Origin of the sequence: Streptomyces sp. NPDC056161 (assembly GCF_042268025.1) — a bacterium.
Lineage (GTDB): Bacteria > Actinomycetota > Actinomycetes > Streptomycetales > Streptomycetaceae > Streptomyces.
In genome coordinates this window covers 65038-89532 of the sequence record NZ_JBHJUV010000021.1, presented here as the reverse complement: position 1 = coordinate 89532, position 24495 = coordinate 65038, and the positions used below count along the sequence as shown (strand labels likewise).

At 70.0% G+C, this 24495-nt stretch carries 24 protein-coding genes and 2 pseudogenes; 20 read left to right on the top strand and 6 right to left on the bottom strand.

Translation table 11 applies throughout. From position 1 onward, the window contains the following. Positions 1-119: 119 nt before the first annotated feature. The 19 genes from ACFC09_RS20995 (at position 120) to ACFC09_RS20905 (ending at position 18823) form a co-directional block, all read left to right on the top strand. Positions 120-1925, top strand: coding sequence for a trypsin-like serine protease (locus ACFC09_RS20995; protein ID WP_376530557.1), 1806 nt, complete (start codon positions 120-122; stop codon positions 1923-1925). A 200-nt stretch (positions 1926-2125) separates the two neighbouring features. Further along, positions 2126-3241, top strand: coding sequence for an LCP family protein (locus tag ACFC09_RS20990; RefSeq protein WP_376530380.1), 1116 nt, complete (start codon positions 2126-2128; stop codon positions 3239-3241). 310 nt (positions 3242-3551) lie between these two features. Next, a complete protein-coding gene (rpmE, locus tag ACFC09_RS20985; protein ID WP_376530378.1) occupies positions 3552-3776 on the top strand; it encodes a 50S ribosomal protein L31 in 225 nt (74 codons plus the stop codon). A 109-nt stretch (positions 3777-3885) separates the two neighbouring features. Further along, on the top strand, positions 3886-4953 hold the full coding sequence (prfA, locus tag ACFC09_RS20980; protein ID WP_376530376.1) for a peptide chain release factor 1: 1068 nt from the start codon (positions 3886-3888) through the stop codon (positions 4951-4953). A gap of 88 nt (positions 4954-5041) precedes the next feature. Then, a complete protein-coding gene (gene prmC, locus ACFC09_RS20975; protein WP_376530373.1) occupies positions 5042-5881 on the top strand; it encodes a peptide chain release factor N(5)-glutamine methyltransferase in 840 nt (279 codons plus the stop codon). Positions 5882-5969: 88 nt separating this feature from the next. After that, positions 5970-6617, top strand: coding sequence for an L-threonylcarbamoyladenylate synthase (locus ACFC09_RS20970; RefSeq protein ID WP_376530371.1), 648 nt, complete (start codon positions 5970-5972; stop codon positions 6615-6617). Positions 6618-6678: 61 nt separating this feature from the next. After that, complete coding sequence (locus tag ACFC09_RS20965) at positions 6679-7335, top strand: protein-tyrosine-phosphatase (protein WP_376530368.1); 657 nt, start codon at positions 6679-6681, stop codon at positions 7333-7335. A 69-nt stretch (positions 7336-7404) separates the two neighbouring features. Further along, positions 7405-8646 carry a serine hydroxymethyltransferase gene (glyA, locus tag ACFC09_RS20960; RefSeq protein ID WP_376530366.1) on the top strand — a complete coding sequence of 414 codons (1242 nt, stop codon included), beginning with the start codon at positions 7405-7407 and terminating at the stop codon, positions 8644-8646. Positions 8647-8784: 138 nt separating this feature from the next. Beyond that, a complete protein-coding gene (locus tag ACFC09_RS20955) occupies positions 8785-10116 on the top strand; it encodes an MraY family glycosyltransferase (RefSeq protein WP_376530364.1) in 1332 nt (443 codons plus the stop codon). Positions 10117-10419: 303 nt separating this feature from the next. Continuing rightward, positions 10420-10866, top strand: coding sequence for a hypothetical protein (locus ACFC09_RS20950; protein ID WP_376530362.1), 447 nt, complete (start codon positions 10420-10422; stop codon positions 10864-10866). A gap of 225 nt (positions 10867-11091) precedes the next feature. Beyond that, entirely contained in the window at positions 11092-11913 is an 822-nt protein-coding gene (atpB, locus tag ACFC09_RS20945; RefSeq protein ID WP_376530360.1) for a F0F1 ATP synthase subunit A, read from the top strand. Positions 11914-11986: 73 nt separating this feature from the next. Beyond that, on the top strand, positions 11987-12217 hold the full coding sequence (gene atpE, locus ACFC09_RS20940; protein ID WP_376530358.1) for an ATP synthase F0 subunit C: 231 nt from the start codon (positions 11987-11989) through the stop codon (positions 12215-12217). A 42-nt stretch (positions 12218-12259) separates the two neighbouring features. Continuing rightward, positions 12260-12805: a F0F1 ATP synthase subunit B gene (locus tag ACFC09_RS20935; protein ID WP_376530356.1), complete on the top strand. Its 546-nt coding sequence runs from the start codon at positions 12260-12262 to the stop codon at positions 12803-12805. Beyond that, positions 12802-13617 carry a F0F1 ATP synthase subunit delta gene (locus ACFC09_RS20930; RefSeq protein WP_376530354.1) on the top strand — a complete coding sequence of 272 codons (816 nt, stop codon included), beginning with the start codon at positions 12802-12804 and terminating at the stop codon, positions 13615-13617. The genes ACFC09_RS20935 and ACFC09_RS20930 overlap by 4 nt, the downstream gene beginning before the upstream one ends. Before the next feature lie 133 nt (positions 13618-13750). Then, positions 13751-15343, top strand: a complete 1593-nt coding sequence (atpA, locus tag ACFC09_RS20925; RefSeq protein ID WP_376530352.1) for a F0F1 ATP synthase subunit alpha — start codon at positions 13751-13753, stop codon at positions 15341-15343. Positions 15344-15364: 21 nt separating this feature from the next. Then, positions 15365-16279 carry a F0F1 ATP synthase subunit gamma gene (locus ACFC09_RS20920; protein ID WP_376530350.1) on the top strand — a complete coding sequence of 305 codons (915 nt, stop codon included), beginning with the start codon at positions 15365-15367 and terminating at the stop codon, positions 16277-16279. Next, the gene (gene atpD, locus ACFC09_RS20915; protein WP_376530348.1) at positions 16279-17715 is read left to right on the top strand and encodes a F0F1 ATP synthase subunit beta; all 1437 of its coding nucleotides are present in this window, start codon (positions 16279-16281) and stop codon (positions 17713-17715) included. The genes ACFC09_RS20920 and atpD overlap by 1 nt, the downstream gene beginning before the upstream one ends. 129 nt (positions 17716-17844) lie before the next feature. Beyond that, a complete protein-coding gene (locus ACFC09_RS20910; RefSeq protein ID WP_376530346.1) occupies positions 17845-18219 on the top strand; it encodes a F0F1 ATP synthase subunit epsilon in 375 nt (124 codons plus the stop codon). Positions 18220-18376: 157 nt separating this feature from the next. Next, positions 18377-18823 (top strand): DUF2550 domain-containing protein, encoded by a 447-nt coding sequence (locus tag ACFC09_RS20905; protein WP_376530344.1) that lies wholly within the window; start codon positions 18377-18379, stop codon positions 18821-18823. 93 nt (positions 18824-18916) lie between these two features. Here ACFC09_RS20905 and ACFC09_RS20900 read toward each other — a convergent pair whose 3' ends face one another. The 3 genes from ACFC09_RS20900 to ACFC09_RS20890 all read right to left on the bottom strand — a co-directional run bounded on the left by ACFC09_RS20900 (position 18917) and on the right by ACFC09_RS20890 (position 22724). Beyond that, positions 18917-20749 (bottom strand): glycosyl hydrolase family 18 protein, encoded by a 1833-nt coding sequence (locus tag ACFC09_RS20900; RefSeq protein WP_376530342.1) that lies wholly within the window; start codon positions 20747-20749, stop codon positions 18917-18919. 155 nt (positions 20750-20904) lie between these two features. After that, the gene (locus tag ACFC09_RS20895) at positions 20905-21546 is read right to left on the bottom strand and encodes a response regulator (RefSeq protein ID WP_376530554.1); all 642 of its coding nucleotides are present in this window, start codon (positions 21544-21546) and stop codon (positions 20905-20907) included. Between the two features lie 8 nt (positions 21547-21554). Beyond that, positions 21555-22724 (bottom strand): sensor histidine kinase, encoded by a 1170-nt coding sequence (locus ACFC09_RS20890; protein ID WP_376530340.1) that lies wholly within the window; start codon positions 22722-22724, stop codon positions 21555-21557. 163 nt (positions 22725-22887) lie between these two features. Here ACFC09_RS20890 and ACFC09_RS20885 point away from each other — a divergent pair, with 163 nt between their 5' ends. After that, complete coding sequence (locus ACFC09_RS20885; RefSeq protein WP_376530337.1) at positions 22888-23442, top strand: hypothetical protein; 555 nt, start codon at positions 22888-22890, stop codon at positions 23440-23442. Positions 23443-23520: 78 nt separating this feature from the next. Here ACFC09_RS20885 and ACFC09_RS20880 read toward each other — a convergent pair whose 3' ends face one another. The 3 genes and pseudogenes from ACFC09_RS20880 to ACFC09_RS20870 form a co-directional block, all read right to left on the bottom strand. Next, positions 23521-24093 carry a cob(I)yrinic acid a,c-diamide adenosyltransferase gene (locus ACFC09_RS20880; RefSeq protein ID WP_376530335.1) on the bottom strand — a complete coding sequence of 191 codons (573 nt, stop codon included), beginning with the start codon at positions 24091-24093 and terminating at the stop codon, positions 23521-23523. Positions 24094-24120: 27 nt separating this feature from the next. After that, positions 24121-24243, bottom strand: a pseudogene (locus ACFC09_RS20875) (ABC transporter permease); the annotation flags it as partial. Between the two features lie 11 nt (positions 24244-24254). Further along, a pseudogene (locus ACFC09_RS20870) lies at positions 24255-24461 on the bottom strand (ATP-binding cassette domain-containing protein); the annotation flags it as partial. Positions 24462-24495 lie beyond the last annotated feature (34 nt).

Here is a 24495-nt window from a genome sequence, read left to right as displayed (position 1 = left end):
GTAGAGGCCGGTTTCCGTCGGTGTGACGGGGGCCGGCCTTTTGGCGCTGAGAGGAACGGGTGTGTCCATGCACCCTTCCCAACGCAAGTTCATCTGGGGGGACTTTCGTGCCAACCACCATGTCCGGCCGCGGACGCCGCAGACGCCCGATACGCATCGGGCCGGCGGCCACCGCCGTCGGCGTCGCCGCGGCCCTCTCCGCCGCGCTGCTGACCACCACCGCGGGTGCGGCCACCGCCCTGCCGACCCCGTCGGTCGCACCGGCCCTCGCCACGCCCTCGCTCGCCACACTGGAACACCGTGTCGCGGGCGCCCTCGCCGGGGACGACACCCCGGGGCAGCCGGCCACGAAGGCGCCGCTGTCCGCGGGCACCCGCGCCGCCACCGTCGACCCGAAGATCATCGGCGGTAGCCAGACCACCCTCACCTCGGCGCCGTGGATGGCGCAGCTCTGGTACTACGACGACCGGGGCACCGCCTCCGAGAGCGACGACATCGGCTTCTTCTGCGGCGGGTCGGTCGTCTCGCCGACGAAGATCCTCACCGCCGCGCACTGCGTCAAGGGCTACAACTGGAAGGCCAACGGCGTCATCGTCACCGGCACCGCCCAGCTGCCGACCAGCGACGCCTCCGGCAACACGGACCTGCACGGGGGCACCCTCACCGGCCTCCTGCGCCAGTGGAACCACCCGTCGTACAACGCGACCACGGTCGACAACGACATCGCGGTGCTCACCCTGGACACCCCGGTCAAGGCCACGCCGATCCGGATGACGACGTACGGCGACACCGCCTCGTACGCCTCCGGAACCAGCGCCAAGGTGTACGGCTGGGGGCGGACCTCGTCCACCTCGCAGGACATCTCCGAGACGCTGAAGACGGCCACACTGCCCGTCCAGTCGGACACCACCTGTTCCGGCGCCTACGGCTCCGACTTCGTCAAGGGCCACATGGTCTGCGCGGGCACCCCCGCCACCGGCAGCGACACCGGCACCACCACGGCCTGCAACGGCGACTCCGGCGGCCCGCTCGTCGTCGGCGGCCGGATCGTCGGCGTCGTCTCCTGGGGCGTGACGGACTGCGTCGCCAAGGGCGCCTACAGCGTCTTCAGCAAGGTCGGCACCTACGTCGGTGCCGCCTACGCGCAGCTCGACGACGCCAACCTCAGCTACACCGACGGCAAGGCCGACGTCTGGATGCGCGCCGCCTCCACCAGGACGGGGTACGAGAAGGACTCCACGGGAACCTCGCTCGGCGCCCGCCAGTCCTGGGGCAACTGGGACGGCGTGAACCTCGTCCGGCAGACCGACCTCGACCGCGACGGCGTCCAGGACCTCGTGGTCCGGGACAGCGGCACCGGAGACGTCTTCTGGATGCACTACGTGCGCGCCAGCGACTCCTGGGCGCAGACGAAGATCTTCAGCAACTGGAAGACCCGTACCCGGATCATCACGCCCGGTGACGTCACCGGCGACTACCTGCCCGACATCCTCAACGTCGACTCCGCCGGCAACCTGTGGATCTACCCGGGCAAGGGCAACGGGACCTTCGCCGCGGCCGTGAAGGTCGGCCCCGGCTGGAACCAGTACAACATGGTGCTCGGCCACGGAGACTTCAACGGCGACGGCCGGGCCGACCTGCTCGCCCGCAAGAGCAGCGGCGGGGACCTCTTCCTGTACAAGGGCACCGGCAAGGCCGGCACCGGGGCGTTCGCCGCCCGGGTCACGGTCCGCAAGGCGTGGACCAACTACAACGTCTTCGACGCCGTCGGTGACGTCACCGGTGACGGCAAGGCCGACTTCCTGACCCGTTCGCCGGGCGGCACGCTGTACCTGTACCCGGGCACCGGCAAGGCGACCAGCGAGATCTTCACCACAAGGATCACGGTCGGCTCCGGCTACCAGCAGTACGACATCTGGGGCTGAAACCCCAGGTGGACCGATAGATCCGGCTTGTGACGCCACGTACTGTGCCCGCCCTCTCACAGGGCGGGCACAGTACGTTGTGCAACCCTGTCCCGGGTTTCGCCGTCTGACCGGGCGGGAGCGACGATGGTGCGACAGGCACCACGCCCGGCCCTGACAGCAGGGGGTAACCGAAGGACCCGACCAGGACCGAGGAGCACATGTCCGCCGAGAGCACGCTGGGACCCGGCATATCCGGGTCCGGCGACAAGAGGCCGCGCCACCGCGGGAAGCGCCGCAGGCGCAACAAGGCCCTGCGGGTCATGGCCTGGACGGCCGCGGGCGTCGTGGTGCTGGGCGGCGCGGGCGCCGGGTACGTCTACTACAAGCTCAACGGCAACATCAAGAGCGTGGACATCAACCAGGCCCTGGGCACCGACCGGCCGGCGAAGGTCGACAACGGCTCCGAGAACATCCTGGTCCTCGGCTCGGACTCGCGCTCCGGAGCCAACAAGAAGCTCGGCGGCGGCGTCGACGACGGCAGCGCGCGCTCCGACACGGCGATGATCGTCCACGTCTACGAGGGGCACAAGAAGGCCAGCGTGGTCTCCATCCCGCGCGACACCCTGGTCGACCGCCCCGAGTGCACCGACGCCAAGGGCGGCGTGCACCCGGCGGAGTCCGGCGCCATGTTCAACTCCGCCTACTCCACCGGCGGCGCCACCTGCACGGTCAAGACCGTCGAGTCCGTCACCGGGCTCCGGATGGACCACTATCTGGAGGTCGACTTCACCGGCTTCCAGAAGCTCATCGACGAGCTGGGCGGGGTCACCGTCACCACGACGCAGGCCATCAACGACCCCGACAGCCATCTCGACCTGTCGGCCGGCACCCACAAGCTGAACGGCGACGAGGCCCTCGGGCTGGTCCGCACCCGGCACGGCGTCGGCGACGGCTCCGACCTCGGCCGCATCCAGCTCCAGCAGGCTTTCATCAAGGCCCTGGTCAACCAGGTCAAGCAGATCGGCGTCCTGACCAACCCCACGAAGCTCTACGCCCTCGCCGACACCGCCACCAAGTCGGTCACCACCGACTCCGACCTGGGTTCGGTCAACTCCCTGGTGAGCTTCGCGGACGGCCTCAAGGGCATCAGCGCGTCGCACATGACCATGGTCACGATGCCGGTCCAGTACGACCCCGCGAACCCCAACCGCGTCCTCCTCGACAAGACCAAGGCCCAGCTCGTCTGGAACGCCCTGAAGAAGGACCAGACCATCCCGAAGACGGCCACCCAGGGCACAGCCACCGGCAAGGCGGCAGGAGTGGTCAGCGGCTGACCACCCGCGCCGCCGACGACAGGCGACGACAGGCGACGGCAGGCGACGGCAGGCGAGGGCAGGCGAGGGCGGGCGAGGGCGGGCGGGCGCGGGGCACGGCGTGCACGGCCGCGCATCCCGCCGCACCCGCCGCCGGCGCCGGCCTGCCGTCCCCCGGGCACACCCTCCCCGGCCGGAGGCGGAATAGATCCCCCACACCCCCGGTTTTGGGGGATGGCCCCAGTCCTGGCAGACTGGTACGTCGGCTCCGGTTCACGCCTTTGCACCCCGCAGCGGCGACCCGGCGCCCTCCCGGAAACTAGGAGAAACCTTGAAGCGCGACATCCACCCCTCGTACGTCGAGACGCAGGTCAGCTGCACCTGCGGCGCGTCGTTCACCACCCGTAGCACCATCGAGTCCGGCACCATCCGGGCCGAGGTCTGCTCCGAGTGCCACCCGTTCTACACGGGCAAGCAGAAGATCCTCGACACCGGTGGCCGTGTGGCCCGCTTCGAGGCCCGCTTCGGCAAGGCTGCCGCAGGCTCCAAGAAGTAGCGAGCCCCCATTCGCCGGTCCATGGCCGTGCCCCTCACCGGGGCGCGCCCGGGACCGGCGTTTTTGGTCGCCCGCCTCCCCGCTTTCCGAGCAGTATCAGGAGCCCAAGATGTTCGAGGCCGTCGAGGAACTCGTCGGTGAGCACGCCGACCTGGAGCGGCAGCTCGCCGACCCGTCGGTCCACGCCGACCAGGCAAACGCGCGCAAGCTCAACAAGCGCTACGCCGAGCTGACTCCCATCGTCGCCACCTACCGCTCCTGGAAGCAGACCGGCGACGACATCGACACGGCGCGCGAACTGGCCGCCGACGACCCGGAGTTCGCCGCCGAGGTCAAGGACCTGGAGAAGCAGCGCGAGGAACTCACCGAGAAGCTGCGCCTCCTGCTGGTCCCGCGCGACCCCAGCGACGACAAGGACGTCATCCTGGAGATCAAGGCGGGCGCGGGCGGCGACGAGTCCGCCCTGTTCGCCGGCGACCTGCTGCGCATGTACCTGCGCTACGCCGAACGCGTCGGCTGGAAGACCGAGATCATCGACTCCACCGAGTCCGAGCTGGGCGGCTACAAGGACGTCCAGGTCGCGGTGAAGACCCGCGGGCAGACCGAGCCGGGACAGGGCGTGTGGGCCCGGCTGAAGTACGAGGGCGGAGTGCACCGCGTGCAGCGGGTGCCCGCCACCGAGTCCCAGGGCCGGATCCACACCTCGGCGGCCGGTGTCCTCGTCACTCCGGAGGCCGAGGAGGTGGACGTGGAGATCAACCCCAACGACCTGCGGATCGACGTCTACCGGTCCTCGGGACCCGGCGGTCAGTCCGTGAACACCACCGACTCCGCGGTGCGCATCACGCACCTCCCGACCGGAGTCGTCGCCTCCTGCCAGAACGAGAAGAGCCAGTTGCAGAACAAGGAGCAGGCTCTGCGTATCCTGCGCTCCAGGCTGCTCGCCATCGCGCAGGAGGAGGCGGAGAAGGAAGCCGCCGACGCCCGGCGCAGCCAGGTCCGCACCGTCGACCGCTCCGAGAAGATCCGTACGTACAACTTCCCGGAGAACCGCATCTCGGACCACCGCGTCGGCTTCAAGGCGTACAACCTGGACCAGGTCCTGGACGGCGACCTCGACGCGGTGATCCAGGCATGTGTCGACGCGGACTCGGCGGCGAAACTGGCCGCCGCCTGAGGCGCTCAGGACGACTGGGCCACGCACCGAACACCGGAGGACGAGCGTGCAGCAACCTTCTGGGGGGCGACCCCCGACCTCCCGCAGCGTGCTGCTCGCGGAGGTGGCCCAGGCCACCCAGCGGCTCGCCGACGCGGGCGTGCCCTCGCCGCGCAACGACGCGGAGGAACTCGCCGCGTTCGTGCACGGCGTGAAGCGGGGCGCGTTGCACTCCGTGCGGGACGCCGACTTCGACGCCCGCTACTGGGAGGTCATCGCCCGCCGCGAGCAGCGCGAGCCGTTGCAGCACATCACCGGGCGGGCCTACTTCCGGTATCTGGAGCTCCAGGTCGGGCCGGGCGTGTTCGTGCCCCGGCCGGAGACCGAGTCGGTGGTCGGCTGGGCCATAGACGCGGTGCGCGCGATGGACGTGGTCGAGCCGCTCATCGTCGACCTGTGCACCGGTTCCGGCGCCATCGCGCTCGCCCTCGCGCAGGAGGTGCCGCGCTCGCGCGTGCACGCCGTGGAACTGTCCGAGGACGCCCTCCGGTGGACCCGTAAGAACATGGCGGGCTCCCGGGTCGACCTGCGCCAGGGCGACGCCCTGGACGCCTTCCGGGACCTCGACGGCCAGGTCGACCTCGTCGTCTCCAACCCGCCGTACATCCCGCTCACCGAGTGGGAGTACGTCGCCCCCGAGGCCCGCGACTACGACCCGGAGCTGGCCCTGTTCTCCGGCGAGGACGGCCTCGACCTGATCCGCGGCCTGGAACGCGCCGCGCACCGGCTGCTGCGCCCGGGCGGTGTCGTGGTCATCGAGCACGCGGACACCCAGGGCGGTCAGGTGCCGTGGATCTTCACCGAGGAACGGGGCTGGGCCGACGCGGCCGACCACCCCGACCTCAACAACCGCCCCCGGTTCGCGACCGCCCGCAGGGCCCTGCCATGAGGCCGGCGCCCGCACCCACCGCAGCGGGTGAGCCGGCCGCGGGCACCCCGGAGGCGACCCGAGCGACAACAGAAGGAGACCGTTAGACATGGCACGGCGATACGACACCAATGACGCCACCGACCGCGCGACCGGCCTGCGCGAGGCCGCGTCCGCCGTCCGCCGGGGCGAACTCGTGGTCCTGCCGACCGACACCGTCTACGGCATCGGGGCCGACGCGTTCTCCGCGGAGGCGGTGGCCGATCTGCTGGACGCCAAGGGCCGGGGCCGCGCCATGCCCTCGCCCGTGCTCATCGGCTCCCCGAACACCCTGCACGGCCTCGTCACGGACTTCTCCGAGAAGGCGTGGGAACTGGTCGACGCGTTCTGGCCGGGCGCCCTCACCCTGGTCGCCAAGCACCAGCCGTCCCTCCAGTGGGACCTCGGCGAGACCCGGGGCACGGTCGCCGTGCGCATGCCGCTGCACCCGGTCGCCATCGAACTGCTGACCGAGGTCGGCCCGATGGCCGTGTCCTCGGCCAACCTCTCCGGCCACCCGGCGCCGGAGGACTGCGACGCCGCCCAGCAGATGCTCGGCGACTCCGTCTCCGTCTACCTCGACGGCGGCCCGACCCCCGGCAACGTGCCGTCGTCGATCGTCGACGTCACGGGTGACGTGCCCGTGCTGCTGCGCGAGGGCGCGCTCTCCCCGGAGGAACTGCGCAAGGTCGTACCCGACCTTGAGGTGGCGAATTGACGGCCCCTGACACCTCCCCCGGGCTCCCGCTCCCGGCTGCTCCCGGGCAGGGGGGACCCCCATGGGCGGCATAGGAACCGGGTACAGCGCGGAGGAGACGACGACCTTCGGCTTTCCCCGCGACACCTTCCGCATCCTCCACGTCAGCACCGGAAACGTGTGCCGCTCGCCCATCACCGAGCGGCTGACCCGGCATTTCGTCATGGAACGGCTCGGCATCCTGGGCGGCGGGCTCATCGTGGAGAGCGCGGGCACCTGGGGGCACGAGGGCGCGCCGATGGAGGCCAACGCGGAAGCCGTGCTGGCCGAGTTCGGCGCGGACGCCTCCGGTTTCACCGGCCGGGAACTCCTCGACGAGCACGTGATCAGGGCCGACCTGGTGCTGACCGCGACCCGTGACCACCGGGCCCAGGTCATCTCCATGGGCCATTCGGCCGGGCTGCGGACCTTCACGCTGAAGGAGTTCACCCGGCTGGTGCGCGCGATAGACCCGACGACGCTGCCGCCGCTGGAGGACGGGCTGGTCGCGCGCGCCCGCGCGCTGGTCCGGGCGGCTGCCGCGCTGCGCGGCTGGCTGCTGGCCCCCACGGCCGAGGCCGACGAGGTCTACGACCCCTACGGCGCCCCCCTGCCCTTCTTCCGGTCCATCGGCGACGAGATACACGAGGCCCTGGACCCGGTCGTCACGGCCCTGACGGGCGTTCCCGCACACATGTAGCGACCGCGCACCCCACCCGCCCCGGGCCTACATTGGACGTACGCCGCCGTCGACCGCCGGGAGCCCGTGATGCCGGTCACCCACACGCTCGCACCGACCGATGTGCTGCGCCGGCAGGATCCCGAGATGGCCGAGGTCCTGCTGGGCGAACTGGCCCGGCAGTCGACGACCCTCCAGCTCAGCGCGGCCGAGAACTACACCTCACCGGCCGTGCTGGCGGCGCTGGGTTCGCCGCTCGCCAACAAGTACGCCGAGGGCTACCCGGGCGCCCGCTACCACGGCGGCTGTGAACTGGTGGACGTCGCCGAGCGGCTGGCCGTCGACCGGGCCAAGGCTCTGTTCGGGGCCGCGCACGCCAACGTCCAGCCGCACTCCGGCTCCTCCGCCGTGCTCGCCGCGTACGCCGCCCTGCTGCGCCCCGGGGACACCGTCCTCGCCCTGGGGCTGTCCTACGGCGGCCACCTCACCCACGGCTCGCCCGCCAACTTCTCCGGCCGCTGGTTCGACTTCGTGGGGTACGGGGTGGACGCGGAGACCGGGCTCGTCGACCAGGACCAGGTGCGGGCGCTGGCCCGCTCGCACCGGCCCAAGGCGATCGTGTGCGGGTCGATCGCCTACCCCCGCCACCTGGACTACGCCTTCTTCCGTGAGGTGGCCGACGAGGTCGGCGCCTACCTCATCGCGGACGCCGCCCACCCGATCGGGCTCGTCGCGGGGAAGGCGGCGCCCAGCCCGGTGCCGTACGCCGACATCGTCTGCGCCACCACGCACAAGGTGCTGCGCGGGCCGCGCGGCGGGATGCTGCTGTGCGGGGCCGACCTGGCCGAGCGGGTCGACCGGGCGGTGTTCCCGTTCACCCAGGCCGGCGCCCAGATGAACGCCGTCGCCGCGAAGGCGGTCGCGTTCGGCGAGGCGGCCACCGAGGCGTTCGCCGCGTACGCCCGGCAGGTGGTCGCGGGCGCACGGGTGCTCGCGGCCGAGCTGGCCGCCCAGGGCCTCGCCGTGACCACCGGCGGCACGGACACGCATCTGATCACCGCCGACCCGGCGCCGCTCGGTGTCGACGGGCGGGCCGCGCGGGGCCTGCTGGCCGCCGCCGGGCTGGTCCTCGACAGCTGCGTGCTGCCGTACGGGCACGCCCGCGGGCTGCGCCTGGGCACCGCCGCGGTGACCACCCAGGGCATGGGGGAGGCGGAACTGGCCAGGATCGGGGCGCTGCTGGCTGAAGTGCTGCGCGGCGACGTCGATCCGGCAGGGGCCCGTGACGAGGTGCGCGAGCTTGCCGGTAGATTTCCGCCGTATCCCGGCTGAGCGAGGGTAGGCGCAGGACCGTGCACCTGCTGCACAGCCATGCGTGCAACCATCGTCGCTACCCGGAAGTCCCCATACATATGCGTCCCTCGCTAGGGTGTGGGGCTGTGATGGCCAGCGAGACCTGTGGGGAAGCCTGTGCGTGAATACCTGCTGACGCTCTGTGTCACGGCCGCGGTGACCTACCTGCTGACAGGGCCGGTACGGAAGTTCGCGATCGTGGCCGGTGCGATGCCGGAGATCCGGGCCCGTGACGTGCACCGGGAGCCCACTCCGCGTCTCGGCGGGATCGCCATGTTCTTCGGCCTGTGCGCGGGCCTGCTGGTGGCCGATCACCTGACCAACCTCAACGAGGTCTTCACCAAGTCCAACGAGCCGCGTGCGCTGCTGTCCGGGGCCGCCCTGATCTGGCTGATCGGCGTCCTGGACGACAAGTTCGAGATCGACGCCCTGATCAAGCTGGGCGGGCAGATGATCGCGGCGGGCGTGATGGTCATGCAGGGTCTGACGATCCTGTGGCTGCCCATCCCGGGCGTCGGGAACGTGGCGCTGACGCCGTGGCAGGGCACGCTGCTGACGGTGGCGCTGGTCGTCATCACGATCAACGCGGTGAACTTCGTGGACGGCCTGGACGGCCTCGCCTCCGGCATGGTGTGCATCGCCGCCGCCGCGTTCTTTTTGTACGCCTACCGGATCTGGTACTCGTACGGCATCGAGGCCGCCGCCCCGGCCACCCTGTTCGCGGCGATCCTGATGGGCATGTGCCTGGGCTTCCTGCCGCACAACATGCACCCGGCGCGGATCTTCATGGGCGACTCCGGCTCGATGCTGCTGGGCCTCGTGCTGGCCGCGGGTGCGATCTCCATCACGGGGCAGGTCGACCCGGACGCGCTGGCCCTGTTCACCGGCTCCGAGAAGGCGGCGGTGCACCAGACGGTGCCGGTCTACATCCCGCTGCTGCTGCCGCTGACGATCATCGCGCTGCCGGCCGCCGACCTGGTGCTGGCGATCGTCCGCCGGACCTGGCGGGGCCAGTCGCCGTTCGCCGCCGACCGCGGGCACCTGCACCACCGGCTGCTCATGATCGGCCACTCGCACAGCCGGGCGGTGCTGATCATGTACTTCTGGTCCGCGCTGATCGGATTCGGGGCGCTGGCCTACTCCGTGAACTCCGCGTCCATGTGGATCGTGCTCGGCGTGGTCTTCCTCAGCGCGATCGGTCTGGGGCTGCTCCTGCTGCCCCGGTTCACGCCCCGCGCCCCGCGCTGGGCCGAGCGCTTCGTGCCGCCGCGCTACCGGCGCCGGCGGGCGGCGGCGGCCGACGCCGTGGAGCCCTGCCCGGCGGCGGCTCCGGTCGAGGACGAACAGCGCACTCCGGTCACCGCGGGGGCGCCCGGGGTCAACGGAGCGAGTGCGGTCGGACCCCGTTCGCGCCTCCTGGATAGGCGCAATGCCGGTACGTCGCGCTGACGCTCAAGGTAAGAATCTGACTAGAGCATTGCCAACTCGTGGGGGAGCAAAAGCCCCTAATACCAGACAACTGAGCCGGGTTTTTGCACAGACGCGCAGCTTCACTCTCATGTGTGACAGCAAGCACACCTACCAGGTAAAGACCTCATCAAATAGTTTGTGATACGGTTCACGAGAACCCCGGACAGAGCCGAGGGACCGTGCTACCGCAGCCCATTGGTGCGAGGTCTGCCCTACTCGGCCCGGGGCTACGCTCGTCCATGACGACACCCCACGCCCCCTGTGAAAAGCGGAGTTGCCGCCATGCCGTCCAATGACGTCCGGACCCTGGCCCAGGCCGCCGTGCCCACGGCTGCCGTCGGCGCGCTCGCCGCCGTCATCGGCGCGGTGGTCGCGGGTGGCAAGGGCGCGCTCGGGGCGGTCGTCGCGGCGCTCATCGTGATCCTCTTCATGGGGCTGGGCCTCTACGCCCTCCAGCGGACCGCCGCATCACTTCCGCATCTGTTCCAGGCCATGGGCCTGATGCTCTACTCGGCGCAGATCCTGCTGCTGTTCGTGTTCGTGGCGGCGTTCAAGAACACGACACTGTTCAACCCCCGGGCCTTCGCGCTCACGCTCGTCGCCGCCACCCTCACCTGGATCGCCGCGCAGACACGTGCGCACATGAAGTCCAAGATCCTCTACGTCCAGCCTGATTCGACCCCTTCTCCGACCGGTGACCGGTCCGAGACGACTGGTCACTCGTCGTGAGAGGTAGGGCCGGGATAAAGACGCCTGAGAGATGCTGCTATCGTCCGGTGCCAACTGCGGCATCGCGGGCGCGGGCATTTGAGCTGACGCCTGCTCAATCGCGAGGCGAGATGCCCCCAAGCCGCCCCCACATCCGTAACACCAGTCCGGTGCCGAACCGCGGCCGTGTGCCGCGCCGACACAACGAGGTTGCCGTACCCATGCGCCACGCAGAAGGAGCCCGCGGTGAGTGCTGACCCGACGCAGGTGCTCGCCTTCGAGACCGACTGCCACATCTTCGACGGCTGTGGCTTCCCCGCTCCGGGCCTGCACTCGTTCCTGTTCAAGCCCCTCTGGGGCGACGCCGACAGCAACCTGTACTTCAACAAGCCGATGCTGTTGGCGCTGCTCGGTTCGATCATCGTCGTCGGATTCTTCTGGGCTGCCTTCCGCAAGCCGAAGGTCGTGCCCGGCAAGCTGCAGATGGTGGCCGAGTCGGGCTACGACTTCATCCGGCGCGGTGTCGTGTACGAGACGATCGGCAAGAAGGAGGGCGAGAAGTACGTACCGCTCATCGTCTCGCTGTTCTTCTTCGTGTGGATGATGAACCTGTGGTCGATCATTCCGGTCGCCCAGTTCCCGGTCACGTCGATCATCGCCTACCCGGCGATCCTGGCCCTGATCGTCTATGTCCTGTGGGTCTCGCTGACCTTCAAGCGGCACGGGTTCGTCGGGTTCTTCAAGAACGTCACCGGCTACGACAAGTCGCTCGGCCCGGTGTTGCCCCTGGCGATGCTCATCGAGTTCTTCTCGAACCTGCTCGTGCGGCCCTTCACCCACGCGGTGCGACTCTTCGCGAACATGTTCGCGGGCCACACCCTGCTGCTGCTGTTCACCATCGCCAGCTGGTACCTGCTGAACGGCATCGGCGTCGCCTACGCCGGCGTCAGCTTCATCATGACCCTTGTGATGACGGCCTTCGAGCTGTTCATCCAGGCGCTTCAGGCGTACGTCTTCGTGCTGCTGACCTGCACCTACATCCAGGGCGCCCTCGCCGAGCACCACTGAGGCCCCGTACCCAACCCCCTGATCGTCCGGTGGCCAACCCCCACCGGTCCGTAAAGAAGAAGGAAGAACTGGCATGCTCCAGACCCTTGCCGCCGTCTCCGGCTCGCTCGGTTCCATCGGTTACGGCCTGGCCGCCATCGGCCCCGGCGTCGGCGTCGGCATCATCTTCGGCAACGGCACCCAGGCCCTGGCCCGCCAGCCCGAGGCGGCCGGCCTGATCCGCGCCAACCAGATCCTCGGCTTCGCCTTCTGTGAGGCGCTCGCCCTCATCGGTCTGGTCATGCCGTTCGTCTACGGCAAGTGATCTAGCGATCCACGACCAGCCGACTAGACGAAAGGCACTGACATGAGCCAGCTGCTCATTCTGGCGGCCGAGGAGAGTGAGAACCCTCTCGTCCCGCCGATCCCCGAGCTTGTCATCGGCCTGATCGCCTTCGTCATCGTCTTCGGCTTCCTCGCCTGGAAGCTCCTTCCGAACATCAACAAGGTTCTGGAGCAGCGCCGCGAGGCCATCGAGGGCGGTATCGAGAAGGCCGAGGCCGCGCAGACCGAGGCCCAGAGCGTCCTTGAGCAGTACAAGGCCCAGCTCGCCGAGGCCCGGCACGAGGCCGCGCGACTGCGCCAGGAGGCGCAGGAGCAGGGGGCCGCGCTCATCTCCGAGATGCGGGCCGAGGGCCAGCGGCAGCGCGAGGAGATCGTCGCCGCCGGTCACACCCAGATCGAGGCCGACCGCAAGGCCGCCTCGTCCGCGCTGCGCCAGGACGTCGGCAAGCTCGCCACCGAACTGGCCGGCAAGCTCGTCGGCGAGTCCCTTGAGGACCACGCCCGGCAGAGCCGTGTGATCGACCGCTTCCTCGACGAGCTTGACGAGAAGGCCGAGGCCGCGCGATGAACGGAGCGAGCCGCGAGGCACTGGCAGCCGCACGTGAGCGGCTCGACGCGCTGACGGACGGCACGTCCGTGGACGCGACGCAGCTCGCCGACGAGCTGGCGGCCGTCACCGCGCTGCTCGACCGCGAGGTGTCACTGCGCCGGGTCCTCACCGACCCGGCGCAGGCCGGGGAGGCCAAGGCCGAGCTGGTCCGGCGCCTGGTGGGCGGCCAGATCAGCGGCCCGGCCACGGACCTGCTGTCCGGCCTGGTCCGCTCCCGCTGGTCGCAGCCGCGCGACCTGGTGGACGCGCTGGAGGAGCTGGCCGACGTGGCCGACCTCACGGCCGCCCAGCAGGTGGGCCGCCTCGACAGCGTCGAGGACGAGCTGTTCCGGTTCGGCCGGATCGTCTCCTCGAACACGGAGCTGCGCGCCGCGCTCACCGACCGTAGTGCCCGCGCCTCGGCCAAGGCCGAGCTGCTGCGCCGGCTGCTCGGCGGCCGGGCCGACGTGACGACCGAGCGCCTGGTGACGCGCCTGGTGACCGCGCCGCGTGGACGTAGCCTGGAGGCGGGAATCGAATCCCTGTCCAAGCTCGCCGCCGAGCGCAGGGACCGCATGGTCGCCGTCGTCACCTCGGCGGTACCGCTGAGCGACACGCAGAAGCGGCGCCTGGGCACGGCCCTGACGAAGCTCTACGGCCGCGCGATGCACCTCAACCTCGATGTGGACCCAGAGGTCGTCGGCGGTATCCGGGTGCAGGTCGGGGACGAGGTCATCAACGGCTCGGTCGCGGACCGGCTGGAGGACGCCGCCCGCCGCATGGCCGGCTAGCAGCAACTCAATAAGCAGTACGTACTGATGGCGGCCCTGGTTGGGCCGTACAGAGGATTCACCTCCTGATGGGGGGAGTCCCCATCCCCCCAAAGTGAAACTTCGGGCCCAACAAGGAGAGCAGGGAACCCAGATGGCGGAGCTCACGATCCGGCCGGAGGAGATCCGGGACGCGCTGGAGAACTTCGTCCAGTCGTACAAGCCGGACGCGGCCTCGCGCGAGGAGGTCGGTACGGTCACCCTTGCCGGCGACGGCATCGCGAAGGTCGAGGGCCTGCCCTCGGCCATGGCCAACGAACTGCTGAAGTTCGAGGACGGCACCCTCGGCCTCGCGCTGAACCTGGAAGAGCGCGAGATCGGTGCCATCGTCCTCGGTGAGTTCAGCGGCGTCGAGGAGGGGCAGCCGGTGCAGCGCACCGGTGAGGTCCTCTCCGTCGCGGTCGGCGAGGGCTACCTCGGCCGCGTCGTCGACCCGCTCGGCAACCCGATCGACGGCCTCGGCGAGATCGAGACCGACGGCCGCCGCGCACTCGAACTGCAGGCCCCCACGGTCATGCAGCGCAAGTCCGTGCACGAGCCGATGGAGACGGGCTACAAGGCCGTCGACGCGATGACCCCGATCGGCCGCGGCCAGCGCCAGCTGATCATCGGTGACCGTCAGACCGGCAAGACCGCCCTGGCCGTCGACACGATCATCAACCAGCGGGACAACTGGCGCACGGGCGACCCGAACAAGCAGGTCCGCTGCATCTACGTCGCCATCGGCCAGAAGGGCTCCACCATCGCGTCGGTCCGCCGCGCGCTGGAGGAGAACGGTGCGCTGGAGTACACGACCATCGTCGCCGCCCCGGCGTCCGACCCGGCCGGCTTCAAGTACCTGTCGCCCTACACCGGCTCGGCCATCGGCCAGCACTGGATGTACCAGGGCAAGCACGTCCTGATCATCTTCGACGACCTCTCGAAGCAGGCCGACGCCTACCGCGCCGTGTCCCTGCTGCTGCGCCGCCCGCCGGGCCGCGAGGCATACCCGGGTGACGTCTTCTACCTGCACTCCCGGCTCCTGGAGCGCTGCGCCAAGCTCTCCGACGACATGGGTGCCGGTTCGATGACCGGTCTGCCGATCGTCGAGACCAAGGCCAACGACGTCTCGGCGTTCATCCCGACCAACGTCATCTCCATCACCGACGGCCAGTGCTTCCTGGAGTCCGACCTGTTCAACGCCGGTCAGCGGCCGGCCCTGAACGTCGGTATCTCGGTCTCCCGCGTCGGTGGCTCCGCCCAGCACAAGGCGATGAAGCAGGTCTCCGGCCGGCTCCGCGTCGACCTCGCCCAGTTCCGCGAGCTGGAGGCGTTCGCCGCCTTCGGTTCCGACCTGGACGCCGCCTCCAAGTCCCAGCTGGAGCGCGGTCAGCGCATGGTCGAGCTGCTGAAGCAGGACCAGTACCAGCCGATGTCCACCGAGGACCAGGTCGTCTCCGTCTGGGCCGGCACCACCGGCCGGATGGACGAGGTGCCGGTCGCCGACATCCGCCGCTTCGAGAAGGAGCTGCTTGAGTACCTGCACCGCAAGGAGCAGGGCCTCATGACCTCCATCCGGGAGGGCGGCAAGATGTCCGACGACACGCTGACGGCCGTCGCGGACTCGATCGTGGACTTCAAGAAGCAGTTCGAGACCTCCGACGGCAAGCTGCTCGGCGAGGACGCTCCGGCCGCTGCCGCCAAGTGACGTAAGGAAGGGACCTGACTCATGGGAGCCCAGCTCCGGGTCTACAAGCGTCGCATCCGATCCGTCACCGCGACCAAGAAGATCACCAAGGCGATGGAGATGATCGCCGCCTCGCGCGTCGTCAAGGCGCAGCGCAAGGTGGTGGCCTCCACGCCGTACGCGCAGGAACTGACCCGCGCGGTCACGGCGGTCGGCACCGGTTCGAACACCAGGCACCCGCTCACCACCGAGGCGGAGAACCCGACCCGTGTCGCGGTGCTGCTCCTGACGAGCGACCGCGGCCTGGCCGGCGCCTTCAACTCCAACGCCATCAAGGCGGCGGAGCAGCTGACCGAGCGCCTGGAGCGCGAGGGCAGGCAGGTCGACACGTATGTCGTCGGCCGTCGCGGGCTGGCCCACTACAACTTCCGTGAGCGCAAGGTCACGGAGTCGTGGACCGGCTTCACCGACGAGCCGACGTACGCGGACGCCAAGAAGGTCGCGGCGCCCCTGATCGAAGCCATCGAGCAGGACACGGCGGACGGCGGGGTGGACGAGCTCCACATCGTCTACACCGAGTTCGTGTCGATGATGACGCAGACGGCGCTGGACGCCCGACTGCTGCCGCTGCGCCTCGACGAGGTGGCGGAGGAGCAGCCCAAGGGCGAGATCCTTCCGCTGTACGACTTCGAGCCCTCGGCGGAGGACGTCCTCGACGCCCTGCTGCCGCGCTATGTGGAGAGCCGTATCTACAACGCGCTGCTCCAGTCGGCCGCTTCGAAGCACGCCGCCACGCGGCGCGCGATGAAGTCGGCAACCGACAACGCGGGCGAGCTGATCAACACGCTCTCCCGGCTTGCCAACGCGGCCCGCCAGGCCGAAATCACCCAGGAAATCAGCGAGATCGTCGGTGGCGCGAGCGCCCTGGCCGACGCGACCGCGGGGAGTGACCGCTAATGACCACCACTGTTGAGACCGCGACGGCCACGGGCCGCGTCGCCCGGGTCATCGGCCCGGTCGTCGACGTGGAGTTCCCCGTCGACGCGATGCCGGACATCTACAACGCCCTGCACGTGGACGTCGCCGACCCGGCGAACGAGGGCGAGAAGAAGACGCTGACCCTGGAGGTCGCCCAGCACCTGGGTGACGGCCTGGTCCGCACCATCTCCATGCAGCCCACCGACGGTCTGGTCCGCCAGGCCCCGGTGACGGACACCGGCTCCGCCATCTCCGTCCCCGTCGGTGACTTCACCAAGGGCAAGGTGTTCAACACCCTCGGTGAGGTACTGAACGTCGACGAGACCTACGCCGGCGAGCGCTGGCCGATCCACCGCAAGGCCCCGAACTTCGACGAGCTGGAGTCGAAGACGGAGATGTTCGAGACGGGCGTGAAGGTCGTCGACCTGCTCACCCCGTACGTCAAGGGCGGAAAGATCGGCCTGTTCGGCGGCGCCGGCGTCGGCAAGACGGTGCTCATCCAGGAGATGATCTACCGTGTCGCCAACAACCACGACGGTGTCTCCGTGTTCGCCGGTGTCGGTGAGCGCACCCGTGAGGGCAACGACCTGATCGAGGAGATGTCCGAGTCGGGCGTCATCGACAAGACCGCGCTGGTCTTCGGCCAGATGGACGAGCCCCCGGGCACCCGTCTGCGCGTCGCGCTGGCCGGCCTCACCATGGCCGAGTACTTCCGTGACGTCCAGAAGCAGGACGTGCTGTTCTTCATCGACAACATCTTCCGCTTCACCCAGGCCGGTTCCGAGGTGTCGACCCTGCTCGGCCGCATGCCCTCCGCGGTGGGCTACCAGCCGAACCTGGCCGACGAGATGGGCCTCCTCCAGGAGCGCATCACCTCGACCCGCGGTCACTCGATCACCTCGATGCAGGCGATCTACATCCCCGCGGACGACCTGACCGACCCGGCCCCGGCCACCACCTTCGCCCACCTCGACGCGACGACGGTGCTCTCCCGTCCGATCTCCGAGAAGGGCATCTACCCGGCCGTGGACCCGCTGGACTCCACGTCCCGGATCCTGGACCCGCGCTACATCTCGCAGGACCACTACGGCGCGGCGATGCGCGTCAAGACGATCCTGCAGAAGTACAAGGACCTCCAGGACATCATCGCCATCCTCGGTATCGACGAGCTGGGCGAGGAGGACAAGCTCGTCGTCCACCGCGCCCGCCGGGTGGAGCGGTTCCTGTCCCAGAACACCCACGTCGCCAAGCAGTTCACCGGCGTGGACGGCTCGGACGTGCCGCTGGACGAGTCGATCGCAGCGTTCAACGCGATCTGCGACGGCGAGTACGACCACTTCCCCGAGCAGGCGTTCTTCATGTGCGGTGGTATTGAGGACCTCAAGGCCAACGCGAAGGAGCTGGGCGTCTCCTGAGCCCGGTGCCGGTGCGAGAGGGGCGCGGACGCATCCCGTCTGGGGGGTGTCCGGCCCCTCTCTCCACTCCCATTAGAATTGACCCCAACACCCGGCACCCCAGCCGGGTGGTGACCCGAGGAGCCACCCTTGGCTGCTGAGCTGCACGTCGAGCTGGTCGCCGCCGACCGTCAGGTCTGGTCCGGTGAGGCCACTCTGGTCGTCGCGCGTACCACGTCCGGCGACATCGGTGTCATGCCCGGTCACCAGCCGCTGCTCGGTGTGCTGGAGTCGGGCCCGGTGACCATCCGTACGAGTGATGGCGGAACGGTCGTCGCCGCGGTGCACGGCGGTTTCATCTCCTTCGCGGACGACAAGTTGTCGCTGCTGGCCGAGATCGCCGAGCTGTCGGACGAGATCGATGTCCAGCGCGTGGAGCGCGAGTTGGAGCGCGCCCGCGCGGAGGGCGATGCCACCGCCGAGCGGCGTGCGGACGTCCGCCTGCGGGCGGCGACGGCGCGCTGACCGGGGACGCCTCCCGGGCCTCAGGGTCCCGGGGAGCGTCGTGTGAAGACTTACTCAGCCGCGGCTGGTACCGGAGGGATCCGGCACCAGCCGCGGCTGAGGCAGATGTGGGTGTTTTTTCCGTTCCGTTACCTAGGAGACGAGGAGGTCGGTGCCGATGGTCCTCGCTCTGACTGTGTGCGGAGTCGTGGTAGCGCTCGTAGTGGTGGGGCTGTTCCTCTTCGGTCTGCGCCGTCGGCTCATCCAGCGCTCCGGGGGTACGTTCGACTGCTCGCTGCGCTGGGACGTGCCGGAGAAGGCCGACACCAGCGGCAAAGGATGGAGCTACGGGGTCGCCCGCTACAACGGGGACCGCATCGAGTGGTACCGCGTCTTCTCCTACGCCTACCGCCCGCGTCGCCTCCTGGAGCGTTCCGCGATCGAGGTGGTCGGCCGCCGGGTCCCGGAGGGCGAGGAGGAACTGGCCCTGCTCTCCGACGCCGTCATCCTGGCCTGTGCCCATCGGGGCGTCCGCCTCGAACTGGCCATGAGCGAGGACGCGCTCACCGGCTTCCTCGCCTGGCTTGAGGCGGCCCCGCCAGGACAAAGGGTGAATGTGGCTTAGCCACATTCACCCTTTGCTTTTCCCGGGGTCCCCCCGGACGGCGGTCCGGGGGAACCGTCGACATCGCGGGACCCTCCGGCCCCGCGAACGGTTCTACGACAGGCCGCTGTTGATGGCGCTCACCAGTTCACCGTTGCTGGTGTCACCGCTGAACTCCCAGAAGAAGGCGCCGCCCAGACCCTGGGTCTTGGCCCACGACATCTTCGTGCCGATGGTCGCCGGAGTGTCGTACGACCACCAGTTGCTGCCGCACTTCGCATAGGCCGTGCCCGCGACCGTGCCGGTGGCCGGGCAGGACGTCTTGAGCACCTTGTAGTCCTCGATGCCCGCCTCGTAGGTGCCCGGTGCGGCTCCGGTGGCGGTGCCGCCCGGTGCGTCCTGGGTGACGCCGGTCCAGCCGCGCCCGTAGAAGCCGATGCCGATGAGCAGCTTCTTCGCGGGCACGCCCTGCGCCTTGTACTTGGCCATCGCGTCGGCGGTGGTGAAGCCGGCCGTCGGGATGCCGCTGTACGAGGTGAGCGGGGAGTGCGGAGCGGTCGGGCCCTGGGCGGCCCAGGCGCCGAAGAAGTCGTACGTCATCACGTTGTACCAGTCGACGTACTGCGAGGCGCCCGCGTAGTCGGTGGCGTCGATCTTGCCGCCGGAGGAGCCGTCGGCCGTGGTGGCCGCGGTGACCAGGTAGGTGGAGCCGAACTTGGCGCGCAGTGCCGACATCAGGTTCTTGAAGGCGTCCCGGCCGCTGGCGTCGCAGCTCAGACCGCAGGCGTTCGGGTACTCCCAGTCGATGTCGATGCCGTCGAAGACGTCGGCCCAGCGCGGGTCCTCGACCAGGTTGTAGCAGGACTGCGCGAAGGCGGCCGGGTTCTGCGCGGCCTGGGTGAAGCCGCCGGACCAGGTCCAGCCGCCGAAGGACCACAGGATCTTGATGTTCGGGTACTTGGCCTTCAGCTGGCGCAGCTGGTTGAAGTTGCCGCGCAGCGGCTGGTCCCAGGTGTCGGCGACACCGCTGACGGACTGGTCGGCGGTGAACGCCTTGTCGTAGTCGGCGTAGGAGTCGCCGATCGCGCACTGGCCGTTGGTCACGTTGCCGAAGGCGTAGTTGATGTGCGTGATCTTGGCCGCGGAGCCGGACGTCACCAGGTTCTTGACGTTGTAGTTGCGGCCGTAGATGCCCCACTCGGTGAAGTAGCCGAGCTTGACCGCGTTACCGGTGGGCGGGGGAGTGGTGCCGCCGCCGGTGGTGTGCACGGCGACCGCGCCGCTGGCCGGGCCGGTCTGGTCGGCGGTGTCACGCGCCTGGACGGTGTACGAGTAGTCGGTGCCCGCCGTCAGACCGCTGTCCGTGTACGAGGGGGACGAGGTGGCCGTGACGGTGGCGACCTTGGTTCCGTCCCGCAGCACGTCGTAGTTCTTGATGCCCTTGTCGTCGGTGGCCGCCGACCAGGACAGGTTCACCGAGGTGTTGGTGATGCCCGAGGCGGTCGGGGTGCCCGGCGCGGACGGCGGGTTGTCGCCCGGCACCGTGCCGCCGTCACAGCTGCCGCCGTTCAGCTTGCAGTTGGACGGAGAGCCGGTGCCCGCGCCGTTGAAGCCGAAGGAGACCGAGGCGCCCGGGGCGAGGGTGCCGTTGTAGGACTTGTTCTTGGCGGTCCAGTGGGTGCCGGACGACGTGACGTCCGCGTCCCAGGCCGAGGTGACGGACGTTCCGGAGGGGAAGTCCCACTCGATGGTCCAGGAGCTGATCGAGGTGGTGCCGGTGTTCTTGACGGTCCACTTGCCCTCGAAGCCGGTTCCCCAGTCCGAGGCCTTGGCGTAGGTGGCCGTCGCGGAGTCGGCGGCCTGCGCGGGGGCCGCGAGGCCGACCAGTCCGGCGAGGGGGAGCAACAGGGTCGCGAACCCTGCCGCGGCTCTGTGTCTGAAGCGCATCCTGCGCCTCCTCTTCTGTTTTTGGCCACCGGGGCGCCAGAATCGGTGACCATGGGTGTCGGGGGCGTGACTGAGCCTTCACGCCCACAGTGCCGCGAGAATAGAAAGGTCTGGACCACGGGTCAATAGGTCTGGACCACTCCCGCTGTCGGCCGCTAGATCCCCAACTCCTGCGCCAGAACCGCGGCTTGCACCCGGCTGCGCAGCTCCAGCTTGGCCAGCAGACGGCTGACGTGCGTCTTCACGGTTGCCTCCGCCATGCCGAGCCGCTCGGCGATCTCCGCGTTGGACAGCCCCTCGCCCAGCCGGGACAGAACGTCCCGCTCCCGTCGCGTCAGCACGTCCAGCACCGCGGGATCCGCCTTCGGCCCCCTCGCGGGCCGGGCGGCGAACTCGGTGATCAGCCGCCGGGTGACCGCCGGGGCGATGACGCCCTCCCCGCGCGCCACCGTGCGCACCGCCGCGAGCAGTTCCCCCGCCTCCGTGTTCTTCAGCAGGAACCCCGACGCCCCGGCCCGCAGCGCCCCGAACACATAGGCGTCGAGGTCGAAGGTGGTCAGCACGAGCACGTCCGCGAGCCGTTCCGCGACGATCTCCCGGGTCGCCGCCACCCCGTCCTTGCGCGGCATCTGGACGTCCATCAGCACCAGGTCGGGGCGCAGTCGCCGGGCCAGTTCGACCGCCCGGTCGCCGTCCGCCGCCTCCCCCACCACCTCGATGTCGGCCGCGCTGCGCAGGATGAGCACGAGCCCGGCGCGGACGGCGGACTGGTCCTCGGCGACCAGGACACGGATCACTCGGGGGCTCACTCGGGGTCTCCTTCGGACGCGGGAAGGGTCGCGCGTACGGTCCACACGGCGCCGTCGGACCCGGCCGTGAAATCGCCGCCGAGCAGCGCCGCCCGCTCCCGCATCCCGACCAGACCGGCGCCGGAACCGGGGGCGCGCGGGCCGTCCGCACCGCCGTACGGGCTGGTCACCCGCACGTCGAGGACGCCGTCCCGCTGGGCGACGCGGACCGCGACCCGGCCGGGTCCCGCGTGCTTGAGCGCGTTGGTCAGCGACTCCTGCACGATCCGGTAGGCGGCCAGTTCCACGGGCGCCGGTACCCGGCCGTGGTCGGCGTCGAGGGCGACGTCCAGGCCGCCCGCACGGGCGCCGTCGACCAGGGCGGCCAGGCCGTCGAGCGTGGGGGTGGCGAACACGCCGCCGCCGTCGTCGTCCCGCAGTATCCCGATCAGGCGCCGCATCTCGGCCAGCCCCTCGACGCTGTTCTCCCGGATCACCCCGAGCGCCTCCTTGGAGGTGGCGGGATCGTCGATCGACAGCGCCGCGGTGGAGTGGATGGCGATGGCGGACAGATGGCCCGCCACCAGGTCGTGCAACTCGCGTGCCACCCGGGCGCGTTCCGCGTTCACCGCCTGGGTGCGGTCCATCCCGGCGAGCAGCGCGGTCTGCTCCGCCCGCAGCCGCGCCGTCTCGGCCGCGTCCCGGTGGCTGCGCACCACCCAGCCGGTCGTGGCCGGCGCGAAGGCGACGACGCCCACCGCGACTCCGATGAGCAGCCCCTGCGCGGAGCCCAGGAGCGCGGCGGGCAGCACGCCGCCGAGCACGGTGAGCAGCCCGGTGGTCCAGGTGAGGCGGCGGGCCGCGGCCGGGGAGCCGTACAGGACGGCCGCGTACACCAGGTCCGTGTACAGCACGATGGTGACGATGCTGCCCCTGGTCAGCAGGTCCGCGGCCAGCGCTGCCGTGCCGAGCAGCAGGCCGAGGCCGGGCCGGACGCGGCGCAGCGTCGCGCAGCCCGCCATCACGGCCAGCGGCACCAGGGGCGCCCAGTACGCGGGCCACCCGACCAGGTCGAGCGAGACCCCCCGGCTGAAGACACCGAACGCCCACAGCAGCAGCCCCCCGGCCAGCCCGCCCACGGCGATGCGCAGGTCGTCGCGGTGCGGGCGGGAGCGGGCCGGGGACATGTCCTCCAGTGAACACGGTCCGCGGCACGGCCGCCTGCGCCCCGGGAAGGGTCCGCGACTGCATCTTTCGATGTACGGGCAGGGCCCGCGAGTTCATCGCCGCCGACGACGAAACCGGCGGCCGGGGCCGGGAGCCTGGAGGGGTGAGCGAAGGGAGCGAACTGTGATCGTCGGGTTGATCATCGCCTGTGAGGTGGCGTTCTGGGTGCTGCTGGCAGCCGGACTGGCCTTCCGCTATCTGCTGCGGATGCCGCGCACCGGGCTGGGCCTGCTGCTGTGCGAGCCGCTGTTGGAGGTCGTCCTGTTCGTGGTGACCGCGATCGACCTCAAGAACGGTGCGGAGCCGGACTGGCGGCACGGGCTGGCCGCCGTCTACATCGGCTTCACGGTGGGTCTCGGGCACGCCACGATCAAGTGGGCCGACGTCCGGGTCGCCCATCGCTTCGCGGGCGGGCCGCCGCCGGTGAAGCCACCGAAGTACGGCCGGGCCCGTGCGGTCCACGAGTGGCGGACGGCGGGGCGGTGGACCCTAGCCTGTGTGGTCGCCATCGCGCTGTTGCAGGCCGCGATCTGGTACGTCGGTGGGGAGGGCGGGACCGGGTCGCTGCGGGCGTGGCAGTCGAGGATGGCGTTGGTGATCGGCCTCAATGCGGTGATCGCGGGCAGCTACACGTTGTTTCCCAAGCGGGAGCGCTCCGCTGGGAAGGGTGGGGTGTGATGCGTCGTTGGTCGGGTGCGGCGGGGTGGGGGCTGGTCGGGCGGTTCCCCGCGCCCCATTCAGGGGCTCGGGGTGCTCCTAACGGTCTCCGCCCGGTACCCACAGGACGTCGCCGGGCTCCTTGTTCGCCGTGCGGGCCAGGATGAACAGAAGGTCGGACAGGCGGTTGAGGTAGGTCGCGGTGAGCGGGTTCATGGTGTCGCCGTGTGCTTCGAGGGCCGCCCAGGTCGAGCGTTCGGCGCGGCGTACGACGGTGCAGGCTTGGTGGAGCAGGGCCGCGCCTGGGGTGCCGCCCGGGAGGATGAAGGAGCGCAGTTTCGTCAGCCGCTCGTTGAAGCGGTCGCAGTCCGCCTCCAGTCGGTCGACGTAGAACTGCTCGACCCGCAGCGGCGGGAATTCCGGGTCCTCCACGACCGGGGTCGACAGGTCCGCGCCCACGTCGAAGAGGTCGTTCTGCACCCGGGTGAGGACCGCGACGACCTCCGGGTCGAGGCCGCCCAGCGCGATCGCCGTGCCGAGCACCGCGTTGGCCTCGTTGGCGTCCGCGTACGCGGCGATCCGCAGGTCCGTCTTGGCGACCCGGCTCATGTCACCGAGGTTCGTGGTGCCCCGGTCGCCGGTCCTGGTGTAGATGCGTGTCAGATTGACCATGCGACCAGCGTAGTTATGCTCCGCCCGTCACGCTCCGGCCGTACGGAAGCCCCGCGTGCCCACCGCCATGGCGAAGGCGGCGAAACCGACCGCGACCAGGACGCCGTACCGCATGTGGGCCGTGGCGTACGAGCCGGCGTAGGCGTCGCGCGGCCGGGTCCGTGGCCGGCCACGGTCGCCGCGCCGCCGGTCGGCCGCAGCAGCGTGGTCAGCATCCGCAGGGTGGTCGTCCTGCCCGCGCCGTTGGGGCCGAGGAAGCCGAGGATCTCGCCGGCCCGGACGGTGAGGTCGATGCCGCGCACCGCTGCCACGGGGCCCTGTGTCGTCCGGAAGGTACAGGCCAGTCCGGCCGTACTGATGATGGGCATGCTCCACAGGGAAACAGACGCTCGCCATTTTTGC